The 15380-nt window shown below is 46.1% G+C and carries 15 protein-coding genes; 11 read left to right on the top strand and 4 right to left on the bottom strand.

Going from position 1 to position 15380, the window contains the following annotated elements; translation table 11 throughout:
* Window positions 1-112 precede the first annotated feature (112 nt).
* From ilvC to H1230_RS25645, 6 genes are all read left to right on the top strand, one after another.
* A complete protein-coding gene (gene ilvC / locus H1230_RS25670; protein ID WP_154116888.1) occupies window positions 113-1105 on the top strand; it encodes a ketol-acid reductoisomerase in 993 nt (330 codons plus the stop codon).
* 110 nt (window positions 1106-1215) lie between these two features.
* Complete coding sequence (locus tag H1230_RS25665) at window positions 1216-2757, top strand: 2-isopropylmalate synthase (protein WP_239712659.1); 1542 nt, start codon at window positions 1216-1218, stop codon at window positions 2755-2757.
* A 240-nt stretch (window positions 2758-2997) separates the two neighbouring features.
* The gene (locus H1230_RS25660) at window positions 2998-3525 is read left to right on the top strand and encodes an RNA polymerase sigma factor (RefSeq protein WP_239712658.1); all 528 of its coding nucleotides are present in this window, start codon (window positions 2998-3000) and stop codon (window positions 3523-3525) included.
* Window positions 3522-3971, top strand: a complete 450-nt coding sequence (locus tag H1230_RS25655; protein WP_239712657.1) for an anti-sigma factor family protein — start codon at window positions 3522-3524, stop codon at window positions 3969-3971. The genes H1230_RS25660 and H1230_RS25655 overlap by 4 nt, the downstream gene beginning before the upstream one ends.
* Window positions 3972-4071: 100 nt before the next feature.
* Window positions 4072-4569, top strand: a complete 498-nt coding sequence (locus H1230_RS25650; protein ID WP_239712656.1) for a hypothetical protein — start codon at window positions 4072-4074, stop codon at window positions 4567-4569.
* A gap of 18 nt (window positions 4570-4587) precedes the next feature.
* Window positions 4588-5682, top strand: a complete 1095-nt coding sequence (locus H1230_RS25645) for a LiaF transmembrane domain-containing protein (RefSeq protein ID WP_239712655.1) — start codon at window positions 4588-4590, stop codon at window positions 5680-5682.
* Between the two features lie 87 nt (window positions 5683-5769).
* Here the strand turns inward: H1230_RS25645 and H1230_RS25640 are convergent, their stop codons facing one another.
* On the bottom strand, window positions 5770-6750 hold the full coding sequence (locus tag H1230_RS25640; protein WP_239712654.1) for an aldo/keto reductase: 981 nt from the start codon (window positions 6748-6750) through the stop codon (window positions 5770-5772).
* Between the two features lie 227 nt (window positions 6751-6977).
* Here H1230_RS25640 and leuB point away from each other — a divergent pair, with 227 nt between their 5' ends.
* The 5 genes from leuB to H1230_RS25615 all read left to right on the top strand — a co-directional run bounded on the left by leuB (window position 6978) and on the right by H1230_RS25615 (window position 12574).
* Window positions 6978-8060: a 3-isopropylmalate dehydrogenase gene (gene leuB / locus H1230_RS25635; RefSeq protein ID WP_239712653.1), complete on the top strand. Its 1083-nt coding sequence runs from the start codon at window positions 6978-6980 to the stop codon at window positions 8058-8060.
* A 223-nt stretch (window positions 8061-8283) separates the two neighbouring features.
* Window positions 8284-8823 (top strand): peroxiredoxin, encoded by a 540-nt coding sequence (locus H1230_RS25630; protein WP_154116907.1) that lies wholly within the window; start codon window positions 8284-8286, stop codon window positions 8821-8823.
* A 226-nt stretch (window positions 8824-9049) separates the two neighbouring features.
* A complete protein-coding gene (locus tag H1230_RS25625) occupies window positions 9050-9457 on the top strand; it encodes a hypothetical protein (RefSeq protein ID WP_154116909.1) in 408 nt (135 codons plus the stop codon).
* A gap of 360 nt (window positions 9458-9817) precedes the next feature.
* The gene (locus H1230_RS25620; RefSeq protein ID WP_239712652.1) at window positions 9818-10921 is read left to right on the top strand and encodes an ATP-binding protein; all 1104 of its coding nucleotides are present in this window, start codon (window positions 9818-9820) and stop codon (window positions 10919-10921) included.
* Between the two features lie 141 nt (window positions 10922-11062).
* Window positions 11063-12574, top strand: coding sequence for a leucyl aminopeptidase (locus H1230_RS25615; RefSeq protein ID WP_345773375.1), 1512 nt, complete (start codon window positions 11063-11065; stop codon window positions 12572-12574).
* An 85-nt stretch (window positions 12575-12659) separates the two neighbouring features.
* Here H1230_RS25615 and H1230_RS25610 read toward each other — a convergent pair whose 3' ends face one another.
* From H1230_RS25610 to H1230_RS25600, 3 genes are read right to left on the bottom strand one after another with little or no spacing between them, the layout of a single operon-like run.
* Complete coding sequence (locus H1230_RS25610) at window positions 12660-12839, bottom strand: FeoB-associated Cys-rich membrane protein (RefSeq protein WP_239712651.1); 180 nt, start codon at window positions 12837-12839, stop codon at window positions 12660-12662.
* Between the two features lie 50 nt (window positions 12840-12889).
* On the bottom strand, window positions 12890-14902 hold the full coding sequence (feoB, locus tag H1230_RS25605) for a ferrous iron transport protein B (RefSeq protein WP_239712650.1): 2013 nt from the start codon (window positions 14900-14902) through the stop codon (window positions 12890-12892).
* On the bottom strand, window positions 14899-15141 hold the full coding sequence (locus tag H1230_RS25600; protein ID WP_239712649.1) for a FeoA family protein: 243 nt from the start codon (window positions 15139-15141) through the stop codon (window positions 14899-14901). The genes feoB and H1230_RS25600 overlap by 4 nt, the downstream gene beginning before the upstream one ends.
* Window positions 15142-15380 lie beyond the last annotated feature (239 nt).

Here is a 15380-nt window from a genome sequence, read left to right as displayed (position 1 = left end):
TTCCCGCCTAAAGAGCGGGAGCTTGAAGAGCCGCTTGCGAATTCTGTCTGTCTAGCGCTCTTGAAGCACCCGCTCTTTATGATGGGTCCCAAATTAAAGGAGGATTTTGACAATGGCAGTGACAACGTACTATGAACAGGATGCAGAGCTCAGTGTATTGAAAGGCAAGACGATCGCGGTAATCGGGTACGGTAGCCAAGGACATGCTCAAGCGCAAAACCTGCGTGACAGTGGTCTTCAGGTTGTCATCGGCTTGCGTGAAGGTAAATCTTTTGACACGGCCAAGAATGACGGTTTCGAAGTACTCTCAGTAGCTGAAGCAGTATCACGTGCAGATGTAGTGCAAATTTTGCTGCCAGATGAAACACAGGCCTCTGTGTATAAGAATGATATCGCACCAAATCTTAAAAGTGGAGCAGCTCTTATGTTCTCCCACGGCTTTAACGTACATTTTGGTCAAATCGTTGCCCCAGAAGGTTCTGATGTGCTGCTGATTGCACCAAAATCACCGGGTCACATGGTTCGTCGCACTTATGTAGAGGGCTTTGGCGTTCCTGGTTTGATTGCTATTGAGCAGGATGCAACTGGCAAAGCGAAAGAAATCGGTCTTGCTTATGCAAAAGGGATTGGTTGTACCCGTGCAGGCGTTATCGCAACTTCCTTCCGTGAAGAAACCGAAACAGATTTGTTCGGTGAGCAGGCCGTTCTGTGTGGCGGTGTGTCTGAATTGATCAAAGCAGGTTTTGAGACATTGACTGAAGCCGGATATGCTCCAGAAATGGCTTACTTCGAATGTTTGCATGAAATGAAGCTAATCGTTGACCTTGTATACGAAGGTGGCTTGGCTACGATGCGTGATTCCATCAGTAATACAGCTGAATATGGCGACTATGTATCTGGTCCACGCGTAATCACAAGTGAAACTAAAAAAGCGATGAAAGCCGTGCTTACCGATATTCAACAAGGTAAATTCGCTCGTGACTTTATCCTTGAGAACCAATCAGGACGTGCCTTCCTGACGGCTACACGCCGTAACGAAGCTCTTCATCCGGTAGAAGTAGTTGGCGGACAATTGCGTGAAATGATGCATTGGATCAAGAAGTAATAACATATATTTAAGATAAAGATCAAACCTATATTGTAATTTTCAGATGCGGCCGTACATATGCGAGCCGCATTTGAAGGTTCTAGCACAATCTCTAGGAGGTGCTCAGCATGCGCAAAATATATGTGTTCGATACGACGCTGCGTGACGGAGAGCAGTCGCCGGGTGTGAACCTTAACACGCGTGAAAAGGTAGAAATCGCTTATCAGCTGGAAAAGCTGGGGATTGACCGGATGGAAGCAGGTTTCCCTGCTGCCTCACCGGGCGATCTGGCCGCAGTAAACGCGGTAGCCAGAGCGGTGAAAAAAGTTACAGTAATCGGCCTTTCCCGCTCAAGAGAGGGAGATATCGATGCTGTAAGAGAAGCGTTGCAAGGAGCAGAAGACCCTTGTATTCATATTTTCCTGGCTACTTCACCTATTCACCGGCTGCACAAGCTGCGGATGGATAAGGCTCAGGTGCTGGAAACCGCACAAGCATCGATACGTTATGCCAAAAAGTATTTTTCCAAGCTGGAATTTTCTTTGGAGGATGCCGGCCGTACGGAGCTGGATTTCATGGCTGAAATGGTTGGAATGGCTATTCGTGAAGGCGCTAACGTTGTGAATATTCCGGATACTGTCGGTTATTTGAACCCTGCCGAATATGGAGCGATTTTTAAATATCTGAAGGAAAATGTGCCTGACATCGAACGGGTGCAGCTTAGTGCACACTGTCATAATGATCTCGGAATGGCAACGGCGAATACACTCGCTGCTATTCAGAACGGTGCGGATCAGATCGAAGGAACCATCAACGGAATCGGTGAACGTGCCGGCAACACAGCCATTGAAGAGGTGGCGATGGCACTGGAGACTCGCAATGAATTTTTCGGGGCAAAAACTTCCCTTGTGCTGTCCGAAATCTCCCGCACAAGCCGTTTGGTGAGTAAGCTCACCGGGATGGTGGTTCCTGGCAATAAGGCGATTGTAGGCGCAAATGCTTTTGCCCATGAATCGGGTATTCATCAGGATGGTATGCTTAAAGAGAAGACCACTTACGAAATTATGACTCCTGAAACGATCGGACTTAAAGAGAGTAAGTTGGTACTAGGCAAGCACTCCGGGCGCCATGCTTTCCGCGATAAGATAAGTGATCTGGGCTACGATGTGTCTGAAGAAGAGCTGAATGCGGCATTCGGTAAGTTCAAAGATCTGGCAGACAAGAAAAAAGAAGTATCTGACGAGGATATTCTGGCGCTGATTGAAGAGAAACTGATTGATACGCCGGAAGTATTCAGTTTACAGACCATCTATGTCACTTATGGCAATGAAGCGACACCAACGGCCAAGGTTATTATTAACGGACCGGAATCGCAGCCCATTGTTGCTGTTGCTGAGGGTAACGGATCGGTTGATGCGATCTACAATGCTATTGATAAGGCTACCGGAGAGGAAGTTACCCTCGGAGACTACTCGATCAAAGCCGTCAGCCGCGGCAAGGACGCACAGGGTGAAGTTCATGTTGTACTGTCGCAGGGAGATGTTGCCGCACAGGGCCGTGGACTGAGCACCGATATTCTGGAGGCGAGTGCCAGAGCCTATCTGAATGCACTAAATAAGCTGCTGGAGAAACGTAAAACCTATACCCAGCGCGATCATGCTAGCCTCTAAGCCGGTATAGATTGTTTATATTCCTAGAGCTGTCCTTACAATAGATGAATTCTATTTAGGGGCAGCTCTATTTGCTATGTCTATTTACGATTCTATTTGCCATAATAAATACAGATTACAACAAATTAGAAGCTGTCTTCAGCTATTCATAAATAATTTAAGTGGGTTGCAGGGGATTTCGCTTAACCGGCGTCTAACTTTATGTAGCTGGAGGAGGGGAGAAAACTGGAAGAGGCGGAGTTGATTTCAGCTGTGCTAAGCGGTCAGCATCAGGCTTTTGGGCCTTTGGTGACGCGCTATCAGGGCATGGTGTATAGAGTATGCATTAAGATTACTGGAGAAGCCGAGTCGGCTAAGGACATGGCCCAGGAGGTTTTTATTAAAGCCTATAAAGCCCTCCCCTCTTTCCGGGGGCAATCCTCTTTCTCCACCTGGCTGTATCGGATAGCTTATCGAACCTGCTTAGACTGGAAACGGGCGAATGACAGGGAATGGAAGCACCGCAGCACGGCAGATTATACAGAGAATGATTGGGTAACGTCGCAAACGCCTGAACATGTGGTACTTCGTAAAGAGGCATCCGCTGAACTAGGCGAGAATCTAAACAGTCTTGCCGAACCGTACCGGTCGGTCGTGCAGCTGTATTATTTTCAGCGGAATTCCTATCAGGAAATTGCCGAGCAAAAGGGGATTTCAGTCAAAACCGTTGAATCACAGCTATATCGCGCCAGACAGATGATGCGTGGGAAAGGGGAGGAATGGCGATGAATTGTGCAATAGTGAAAGAATGGATGCCACATTATATCGAAGGTTTACTGTCTTCTGAGATGGAGCAGAGTATCCAACTGCACATAGAATCCTGTCCTAACTGTGCTCAGTGGCTGGAGGAAGCCCGTGAACTGTCAGCTTTATGGGTGGAAATGGATTCTAATCAGGATCAATTGGAGCTTATGGACTTTCCCGATCTGACGGCTGGTGTAATGGCGCAAATTGATCTGCTGGAGAATGGGCGAAGAGAGCGTACCGTTAAAGCGACGATGGCAAGACGCCGTTCTGCCCCCAGAACTTCATGGATACACTATGGCGTTGCGGCTTGTCTGACTTTTTTGTTAATGCAGTTTGGTGTGTTTGAGCATTTGGCATATGGGATTACGGAAATCAACGGTCAGATGTCGAGTTCGGTCACTGCGTTGTTTGGTCCTCAAGGGAAATAAAACAGATATTCAAAATAGAGAAGCACATGCTTTCGAAGTAGTTTTGTACGAAGTAATATCAGTGAAGCAAATGCTTACAAAACTTTTAGGAGGGTATTTTATGATCAAGAAGAAGCGCTGGCTTACCTTTATGCTGGCTATGATGCCAGGAGTAGGCCATTTGTACTTAGGATTCAAAAAACAGGGGATGCAGTTTATGATCGGGGCATTTGTGTGCATTATTTTTATTCCGTCCATGCCCATGGTCTTTCCCTTTGCACTAGCCGCTCTGTGGTTTTATCAATTGTTTGATGCGCTACAAAAAGCGACCTGGATGAAATTATCTGCGGAGGAGCATGAGCGGATGATGTTTCATCCGGACAATTTCGGAGCGCCTTGGAGCATGGATATGCATTCGATTCCAGGTTATCCACATGATGAGGTAAACCCGGCTTGGGTGGGCATCGGATGCGTCGTAGCTGGCTTTTTACTGCTGCTGATTACGGCTTTCCCAACACTGTGGAGAATACTCACTGAGATCAATATCGGAACTATCCTGCTGTCATTAGCTTTAATCGGATATGGACTGAGGATGCTGAAGAATAATTCGAGAGTATAGGGAAATGGGGAATTCGCTATGGGGAGATGGAAAATCGGGAGTTTCACGGCGGCATTAGGCTGTATTGCTCTGGGGGTTATTGTTGGGCTTGCCCAATATGATGTAGTAACTTACGCAGCACTGAGCTATGTATGGCCCGCACTTCTAATCCTGTTTGGGTTGGAAATGTTAATCAGGCTCTTTATCAAATCGGATGTCAAAAGCCGCGTGAGTGGCTGGGCTGTCCTTCTAATCATCTTATTAGTTGTAGCAAGCGGAGTACAGTCGGTCTTGTTAGGAGATAGCTCACTGAGCTCTTTGTTTAATAATAAACAGCTTGCCCCCCTTAGCGGAACCGTAGAGGTGAAAGCGACTATAAAGACAGTGAAGATTGTACTCCCTAACGGAAAAGTAAAGGTAGATGGTGTTGACGGAAGCACATTGAATTATGAGGGCAGTTTGCTCGTTTCCGGCAGTTCTGAAAGCGAAGCTGCAAGCACACTGGAGAAAAAATGGAAAGTCACGACGGATGGAGATACACTGGTCATGAAGCTGGATGAGGAGTCGAACTGGCTCTCTAATCTTCAGTTTGGGTTCTATAGTAAGAATCCTTTCCTGAATGTCACGGTGCCGAGCAATCTGGCCGTAGAGGTAGAAACCAGTGATGGCTCTATTGAAGCCCAAAGTCTGAAATCAGGTATAGAGGCTGATACTTCTAATGGAGTCTTGGATATTCATGATATTGCCGGTGGTGTGGAGGCACATTCTAGTAACGGCACTATTACTGTGCAAAATATTCAGGGGAAGGTAGAACTGGTCAGCTCGAACGGAGCGGTTACGCTGAGTAATATTGATGGCTCCCTGTCAGCCAAGAGCAGCAATGGCAAAGTCAGTGTGAATTCAGCAGTGACGGGTGACTGGAAATGCACAACAAGCAATGGCAAGATTGTAATTGAATTGCCGGCAGTGAACGATGCCAAGATCACAGCAGATACGAGTAATGGCTCGCTGAATGGTAATCTGCCCTGGGACCGTGATGGTGATAGTCATGGGACGGCACTGCTTGGCAGCGGTACTCATTCGATTGATCTGTCTACAAGCAATGGAAGCGTGACAGTGGACACTGCAAAGTAACAAATTCTTCTTATGAAGAATAAGGGACCACTATTCACAGCTGTGAAGCATACTGTGAATAGTGGCCTCTTATTTATTTTTTAGAACCTACCAGGCGTAAGCTTTGGGGGCTTCTCCGCCCGGACCAGGGAATATTTCATCAAGACGTTTCATTACAGATTCGTCCAGTATAATCTCAAGGCTGCGCAAAGCACTTTCGAATTGCTCTTGTGTGCGTGGTCCGATAATCGGTGCGGTTACAGCAGGATTGGCCAGCAGCCAAGCCAGGGCGATATTATCCTGCGGCTCGCCAAGCTCCATACTTAAAGCTGCGAAGGCCTCGAGCTGGCTCTTGTATTGCTCAACACGCTCAGAGTTTCCGCCGCTGCGGCTGCCTTCGATTTTCTTGAGAGCATTGCGCCCAAGAAGTCCTCCATCAAGTGGACTCCATGGAATAATGCCCAGTCCGAGACTCTTGGAAGCGGGCAATACTTCAAGTTCAGGCAGACGACAAGTTAGGCTATATTTATGTTGCTCCGATACCAAGCCAAGGAAACCACGCGCTTTAGCTTCTTGTTGTGCTATCGCGATATCCCAGCCCGCAAAATTACTGGAACCAACATAACCGATCTTGCCTTGGTTCACAGCAAGCTCGAAAGCGCCCCACAGCTCGTCCCAAGGGACTGAACGGTCAACATGGTGCATCTGATAGAGTTCAATGTGATCTGTCTGTAGCCGCTGTAGCGATCCCTCCAAGTGGCGGCGGATAATGTAGGAGGAAAGGCCACCCTCATCATTAGGACCGTCAAGGGTGTCGCTCATTGCACCATAAACTTTGGTGGCCAGTACGACCTTCTCCCGCCGTCCGCCACCCTGCTTAAACCAGCGGCCAATAATGGTTTCTGTAAGTCCGGAATTTTTGCCCCAGCCATAAATGTTAGCGGTATCAAAAAAGTTGATTCCGGCATCCAGCGCAGCATCCATAATACGGAAGGCTTCCTTCTCATCCGTAATTGGACCAAAATTCATCGTTCCCAGACAAAGCCGGCTAACCTTCAGGCCGGATTTGCCAAGTTTAGCGTATTGCACTTCGCAACCACTCCTTCAATGGATTTATAATCAGGATAATTATAACAACTACTTATTAATTGTAACCAACTTGAGAGACAAGGGCAAATAGCTGTTTCTTCTACTTATAGGCTTTGACTATCAGCTCCATAGAATCTATATCTTTGTCCTTTGTTCCCCGTTATGATACAACAATATACAGAAGAACTATGTCTGCTTAAGCGCAGAACACTTGAGGAGTGACTTAAATGAGTGAAGTAAAAAAAATCGCCGTAATTGCTGGAGACGGTATCGGACCTGAAGTTGTAGCTGAGGCGGAAAAAGTATTGAAGGTAACCGAAGAAATATTCGGCTATGTCTTTGAAACAGAGCATGCACTGTTTGGGGGAATCGCCATTGATGAGAGAGGAACACCGCTGCCAGAGGATACATTAGAAATATGTCGCAGTGCGGATGCAGTCTTGCTTGGGGCCGTTGGTGGACCTAAATGGGATAACAATCCAAAGGAGCTGCGGCCGGAAACAGGCCTGCTGGGTATTCGTAAAGCACTTGGTCTTTTCTCTAACCTGCGTCCAGCAGTGGTGTTCGATTGTCTGAAGGATGCTTCGACGTTAAAACCGGAAGTTTTGGAAGGTACAGACCTTATGGTTGTGCGTGAACTGACAGGCGGGATCTACTTCGGTGAGAAGCTGCGTCGTCAAGGCGAGTTCGGTGAGGAAGCAGTTGATACTTGCGTATACAACGTTATGGAAGTGGAGCGCATTGTCCGCCAGGCATTTGAAATTGCCGGCAAACGCCGCAAGAAACTGGCTAGTGTGGATAAAGCTAACGTACTTGAAACATCGCGTTTGTGGCGTGAGGTTGTGAATAAGCTTGCTCCGGAATATCCGGACGTAGAGGTGGAGCATATCCTGGTAGACAACTGTGCAATGCAGCTGTTGCGCCGTCCTTCCAGCTTTGATGTAATCGTAACGGAGAATATGTTCGGAGATATCTTGAGCGATGAGGCAGCTATGCTGACAGGTTCTATCGGAATGCTAGCTTCGGCATCAATGGGCGAAGGTAGCTACGGTCTCTTCGAGCCGGTACATGGCTCCGCACCTGACATCGCAGGACAAGGTCTTGCGAATCCAATCGCAACTATATTGTCCGTGGCACTGATGTTCCGCATGACCTTCGGTTATGAGGATGCAGCAACAGCGATTGAAGCTGCCGTGGCAGAAGTGCTGGATGCAGGTCACCGCACTAGTGATATCGCGGTAGACAAGAGCAAGGCGATAAGCACAACTGAAATGGGCGATCTAATTGTTGCGGCTATTCGCAAAGCATAATTACCTCGGTCTATCTTAAACGCCATTAAGGGGATGCAGAAAAAAGAAAATGTCACAAAAGGTTACTTATTTATAATTATTATAAATAAGTAATGAATATAATCTTGACTTTGATTTTGTACGATGATAACATTTGGTTATAGCAGAAAGACATTAGCTAAACCATACTATCAAGAAAAGCGAATGATTGTTTTTCTTACATAATCAAAGGAGGATTTAAGCAATGGCAGAACGTTTAGTAGGTAAACCAGCTCCGGACTTTACATTGGAAACAGTATCGGGCGATGGCAAGGATTTTGGTAAAGTGAGTTTGTCCGACTATCGCGGCAAATGGCTTGTATTCTTCTTTTATCCACTAGATTTCACTTTTGTATGCCCAACCGAAATTACAGCATTAAGTGACGCTGCAGCTGATTTCACAGCACTTGATACAGAAATTCTTGGTGCCAGCATCGATTCGATCCATAGTCATAAGGCATGGCTCACCACACCTAAGGATTCCAATGGCCTTGGCCCAATCAATTTCCCTCTTGCATCTGACATCACGAAGAAGGTTGCGAGTGACTATGGCATTCTAATTGAAGAAGAAGGTATCGCACTTCGCGGATTGTTCATTATCGATCCTGAAGGCGAACTTAAATATCAAGTAGTTAACCATAATGACGTTGGCCGTAGCGTAGAAGAGACTCTTCGTGTTCTGCAAGCTCTGCAATCCGGTGGATTATGCGCTATGAACTGGAAACCGGGCGACAAGAACCTGTAAATTCCAGTCCCTCAAAATGATCTTTGAGATACTAATGAGAACCTCCTTGCGGGAGCATTAACCCGCCAAGGGGGTTTTTTGCAAAGATACAATCTAAATTCACAAGATTATTGTTTGAAAATGGGCGTAAAGGTTAATGAATAGCTTCAAGGAGAGGAATCTCCAGAGACATAGTGTAATACAATAATAAGAAAACATTGGAATCAACCAAGGAGGGTGAACAAGCATGAGCTTTTGCTGTGGAGCAAGTATGGTAGGAACAAAGGGAACCCTTAAACATTATCGTACGCAAGTTCATAATGTTCCCCTGCTTTTTTGTCCGGTATGTCACCGGGTAGAGGTTCATTACAAGGTCGAAAATGAATATGAGATTCTCGCAGAATACGCTCATGGAGACGGAGTTACGGATGTGGATTTTCAAGACTATGTCTTGGAGGACGAAACGGCGATCTTTGAGAATGTTATTAATGTCGAGAGTGAAGATCCTCTAACCATTGTGCGTAGCCAGATTGATATGGCGCTTGATTTGTTGGCAGTTGCCAAGCAGATCGGGGACACAAAGTGGGAACGGGAACTGAAGAAGAGACTGGCTGTGATGAGCCAGCGGCGTCACCGCTTGCAACAGAAAGCTTAGGAAGAACCGATTATTCTCGATGCTGGTGTCAGCACAAAATAGTTCGTCAAAAAGAGCCTTCGCATTTGCGAAGGCTCTTTTGCACGTATGTTTTTGAAAATTGGTGGATCTATAAAACAACTCTTTTACAGTAAAATAATGTGACTTAGGAATCATTTTTATCCTTTTTTTAGCCATTCGACACTTTCTCTGATTGCGTTGTCTTCTCCACTTGGATATGATTGGAATATAGTTGAAATGGTTGGATAATAGTAGCGATTACCGAATGTTCTGGCGTCTTCGTCATATACTCAAATACATAGTAATTTGATGTCACTTGAGCGTCTTCGTCAAATGCAGTTAAAGGGGGAACTTCGTATCGTGATAAGTCAATACCAGGAAAGCTTGCTTTTATCAGCAAGAACGTTTCACTCCGGACCTATGGATACTACATATGAGGATGTTTTGGAAAACCTTGATAGTGGGATTATGCTTTTTGATGAAGAAGGAATTTTGAGTTTTGCCAATAAACAAATGTATGCCATACTCGAAATGCAGCGTCACTCTATTTTGGGCTGCTCTATGGTTCATCTGTTATCCCATATCCAGTTAAGCCGCTTCAAGAAGAAGCAATTGCTGCGCGGCTACCGGGATTTGGTCTGTAAGGTAAAGCCCAAATATGAATTTGTAGACGAATATGGGCGTTACTGGCGGGTCACCTTGAGTGCTGGTGAGCAAATAAAAGGTTATTCTTTGATTACAGTCAAAGAAATCTCTGATTACAAGCTTATCGAGCAAACGGCCTACCAGAATGATAGCTTGGCTATGCTGGGCAAATTATCGGCCTCGATTGCTCATGAAATCCGTAATCCGTTAACTGCGATTCGGGGATTTATTCAGTTGCTCCGCCCTCATCTGCAGCAGTTGGGGAAAGAGGAGTACGCAAAGATTATTTTGGCAGAAATTGATCGTGCGAACGATATTATTCATGAATTTTTAAATTCATCTAAACCCTCTGTTCCTCAAGTTGGCGCAATTCCAGTTTCGGCATTACTCAAGGAGGTTGTTTTGCTGACCGAGAGCGAAGCTTTGATGAAAGGTTGTCAGATTAATCTGCATCCACTTCAGAGTGAGCTGATTATATCGGTAGATGTAAAGCAATTAAAGCAGGTAGTCCTTAACATGATTAGAAATGCAATGGAAGCGATTGCGGAGAAAGCTGATAATGAACTGGGGAAGATTGAGGTTGGAGCGCGGAGAGAAGGCGCAGAGGTTCGGATTTTTATTTCCGACAATGGTAAAGGGATGGATGCCTGCACATTAGACAGATTATTTAATCCTTTTTTTACGACGAAGGAGAATGGGACGGGACTTGGTTTGTCTGTGAGTGATCGAATCATCAAGGATCACGGCGGATGTATCTCTGTCAGCAGCAGGATTAATGAAGGCACACGTTTTGTGATCTCTCTACCGCTTACACACTAACAGATTGAATAATATCTGTTAATAATAAATTCTCTTTAGAGGCTGATTCCTGTGGTGTATTATCGCTGCGGGAGATCAGCCTTAGCTATGCTACAATAAATATGAAACTTAACGTGTGACGACAAACGGAGGTAATGAAAATTGAATATTGATTATAGCAGTGGAGTAGCATTAGATGCACTAACAGCGGATGCGCTAGTTCTGATTGTATCTGAATCAAATGTTGAGCAAGGGGGCTTAGCTGCCCAGTGGAATGATAAAATTGCTGTGTTAGGTAAAACAGGACTGTTTGGAGGCAAGTTGAACCAGACCTATGTCCTGCCTTTGGAGAATCAATACGATTTTCCCGTCATCATACTGTGCGGTTGCGGAGACGGGCTGCTAACTACTGATCAACTGCGTATAATGGCTGCGAATATTGCTCGTGCTGCGCTCAGGTTAAAAGCTGAGAAAATTGTATTTCAGTTGCCGGGGGAGATAACGCTTCGTACTGAGGAGAAGACGCTAGTTACAATCGCCTGTGCGCTCACGGAAGGGTTAATGCTTGGAGCGTACCGCCGCAGACACTATAAGCTGGAGCAGGCTTCTTATACGGGCTTGGCCGCTGTTACTTTTAATATAGAGCAACAGACCGATGAAGTAGAGCGTGAAGGCTGGATTCAGGGTATTCAGCGGGGGCAGGCATTTGCTGAGGCGACTAATCTAGCGCGGGATCTGACCAACATCCCTGGAAATCTGCTGACCCCCTCCGATCTTGCGGTGGCGGCTGTAGAGGTTGCAGAGCGTTATGGCTTGCCAACCGAGGTGCTGGATGAGCGTGAGATCGAGCAAAAAGGAATGGGGGGATTGACGGCAGTCGGCAAAGGCAGCGTTAATCCTCCGCGAATGATCGTTATTCGCTATCAGGGCAGAGAACAATGGGATCATGTTATAGGTCTGGTCGGCAAAGGGATCACCTTTGACACAGGTGGAATCTCATTAAAGAGAGCGCCTGGCATGGAAGAAATGATTAGTGATATGGGCGGCGCTGCCGCTGTGCTTGGAGTTATGGAAGCCTTGGGCAGACTACGGCCGCAGATTAATGTTGTTATGGTCATTCCGTCTGCAGAAAATATGCCATCAGCGAATGCTTTTAAACCTGGCGATATTATTACTACGCTTAGTGGGCGGACGATAGAGGTGTTGAATACAGATGCTGAAGGCCGAGTTGTATTAGGGGATGCACTCACATATGCGCGGGAATGGGGTGCAGAGCGGATTATTGATCTGGCGACGCTGACCGGTGCGGTGCTTACTACACTTGGAGATATAGCTACAGGTGCGGTAACAAATGACGAGACATTTTTGCAGGAATTAATAGCAGCCTCCAGAGATTCAGGGGAATATATATGGCAGTTGCCTGTGTATCCTGAATTCCGTGAAATGATAAAAAGTGAGGTTGCGGATATTCGCAATGCTGCGGGAAGATATGGTGGAGCCAGTACAGCCGGCTTGTTTATTGGTGAGTTCGCTGAAGGGCTGCCGTGGATTCACCTGGATATTGCCGGAACGGCCTTCCTGTCCAAGGAGCGTGGAGTTAATCCCAAGGGAGCTACCGGTGTTATGGTTCGTACCCTGCTGGAATGGCTGTTAAGTCAAAACGAAGAGAAATAATATATGTGGTTACCCAAAAACAGCACCAAGCCCCTGATAAAGGTGAGCTTTGGTGCTGTCTTTATAGATTGGTTGGATTTATACTCTAATGTTTGCTGTCAGCAGCTTTTCCACTGCAGGAAAAGGGAGAATCGAGAGAAGCTGCCGAGCAAGACTTACCTTTGTCACAGCCTGCACAAGCGCCCTCTTTCCCCTTCTGAACATGGCGGTAGATCATCCAACCTGAATATCCGAATACAAGTGCTATAATCAGAACATTTATCATTGTTGTAACCCGCTTTCTTTAAGTATATATTCGAAAATATAACGAAAGCATTATGACCATCCCAATAGTTTACCACCTTGAAAAATAATCAGAGATACGCTATACGCTAGAACAACGGAGTAGCCCATGGAGAAGAAAGTCCATTTCCAGGATGCAGTTTCCTTCTTTATAACGCCTACAGTTGCCAGACAAGGAATATAGAGTAGAATAAAGGCCATGAAGCTGATAGAACTGAGTGGTGTAAAGACTTGTGAAATCTGACTTTCCAGTCCGGCAGAATCCGGCGCATGATAGATGATATTCATGGTTGAGACTACAACCTCTTTAGCTAAAAATCCGGGAACCAGTGTGGAACCAGCCTGCCATGTTCCAAAGCCGAGCGGCGCTAGCAGTGGTGCAATCATACCGCCGAATTTAGCCAGAAAGCTACTGTCCATGGCTACATCAAACCCACCAGGTCCGGCATAGGACATCAGCCAGATAATTACGGAACCTGCAAGAATAATCGTTCCTGCTTTGCGTAGGAACCCTTTGCCTTTTTCCCAGGTGCTGCGCGATAGTGTCTTGATTTGCGGTAAGCGATAGGGAGGCAGCTCAATGATGAAGATTGAGGATTCATTTTTGAACAAATATTTAGAGAATACTTTACACAGGATCAGTGCGAACACAATCCCCATTACATACATGGATAAAACTGCTGTTGCTTGCCGCTCCGGAAAGAATACTGCTGCGAACAACAGGTAGACTGGCAATCTTGCAGAACAAGACATCAGTGGCATAAGCAGTGTAGTTAGCATCCGATCCTTCGGTTGCTCAATACTGCGTGCAGCCATAATGGCCGGTACGTTGCAGCCAAAGCCAATAATGAAAGGAATAAACGCTTTTCCATTAAGTCCCATTCGTTCCATGGTACTATCCATCAGCAGGCAGACCCGCGCCATATAACCGGAATCTTCAAGAAAGGAGATAATCAGGAACAAAATGAAGATTTGGGGAACAAAAACCAGTACGCCGCCAACACCACCGATAATGCCATCCACAATCAAGGCGTGTGTAAAGTTGGAGGCCCCAAGGTACTGCAGCATAGAAACGGTTCCGTCACTGATGGGGCCGGATATTAATCCATCGACAAGATCCGATAAAGGTCCACCTGCCCAGTCAAAGGTTGTCTTGAATAGCGCATACATGAAGACAATGAACAGAGGCAATCCCAAAAAGCGGTGAGTCAGCAGGGAATCCAATCTTTCAGTCAGGTTGTGTGGTTTTTGTGCAGAGGTATCAAGTGCTGCATCGCATAAAGAACGGATATAATCCATTCGGGTTGAGCGAATCCATTGGGGAAGCGTCAATGCAAGTTTTTTGATTTGCAATTCGCTCTGACAGGCATCACAGATGGCCAGCAATCGAGTGATATCCACACGCTTCTTTAGGTACTGGAGAATGACGGGATTCTGCTCCAACAGCTGTAGAGCAACCCAGCGGAGGGTTGGTAAACCCGGAGTATGCTGCAATTCTTTTATAATAGAAGAGATGGCTTCTTCAACAAATTCTCCATAATATAGTTTAAAGGTTACTGGCGGGATAGCTGAGGATTTCTCCAGAATGCTAAGTACCTGACCAGTGCCTTTGCCGGTTCTTGCTACAAGCGGGAGGACGGTAATACCAAGATGGGCTTGCAGGATTTCAGCATTGACATGAATACCACGCGCTTTGGCCACGTCTATCATATTCAGCCCCAATAGAGTCGGCTTACCATATTCCAGTAATTGGAGTGTGAGCAGCAGATTTCGTTCCAACTGTGACGCATCAACGATATTGATGAGTGCTTCAGGTGATTCTTCAATCAGATATTGAGCAGCAACGCCCTCATCGCGCGATAGTGGGTGAAGGGAGTAGATGCCAGGCAAATCGATCAGCTTGCCAGCACCGTTCTTTAGGCTGCCGACCTTTTTCTCAACGGTTACACCCGCCCAGTTCCCTACATATTCATAGGATGAGGTTAACGTATTGAAAAGCGAAGTCTTACCAGTGTTCGGGTTACCTACGAGCGCTATAGAACTCAAGATACATTCACCTCAATCATGGAAGCTTCTTTCCGGCGGATGGCGAACAATTGGCCGTTGCATTCTAACGTAATAGGTCCTAGAAAGGGTCCCTTTCCCTTAAGACGGATGACAACGCCTTCCGCCACTCCGAGATCAGCTAGTCGGCGCTGTAAGATGGGGTTCATTCCTTCAATTCTATGGATGGAACCAGTAGAACCTGGCTGTAAGCGCAGCAAGGAGCAGGAAGTAGAAGCCATTTTAATCCCTCCGACAAGAGACTGATAATCAATCTCAATTGTTTTCTTGTACTGTAGCACGATAATCAAAGAATAGCAGTGATATTTGTCATTGCGTAGTTATATTGCAAACGGTTATGGAGGGCGCGGCGAATATTCTTTACATTGTATTCATCATTAAAGTATGATTAAGCGATAATAATTGCATAGTAAAGCTTAGGATCAAGGAAATTATGATTGCTTACAGTTGAAGGGAGAAT

Source organism: Paenibacillus sp. 19GGS1-52, from assembly GCF_022369515.1.
In the GTDB taxonomy this organism is placed as follows: domain Bacteria; phylum Bacillota; class Bacilli; order Paenibacillales; family Paenibacillaceae; genus Paenibacillus_AQ.
Note: the sequence above shows the minus strand (reverse complement) of the source record. Positions and strands in the feature narration are given on the sequence as shown.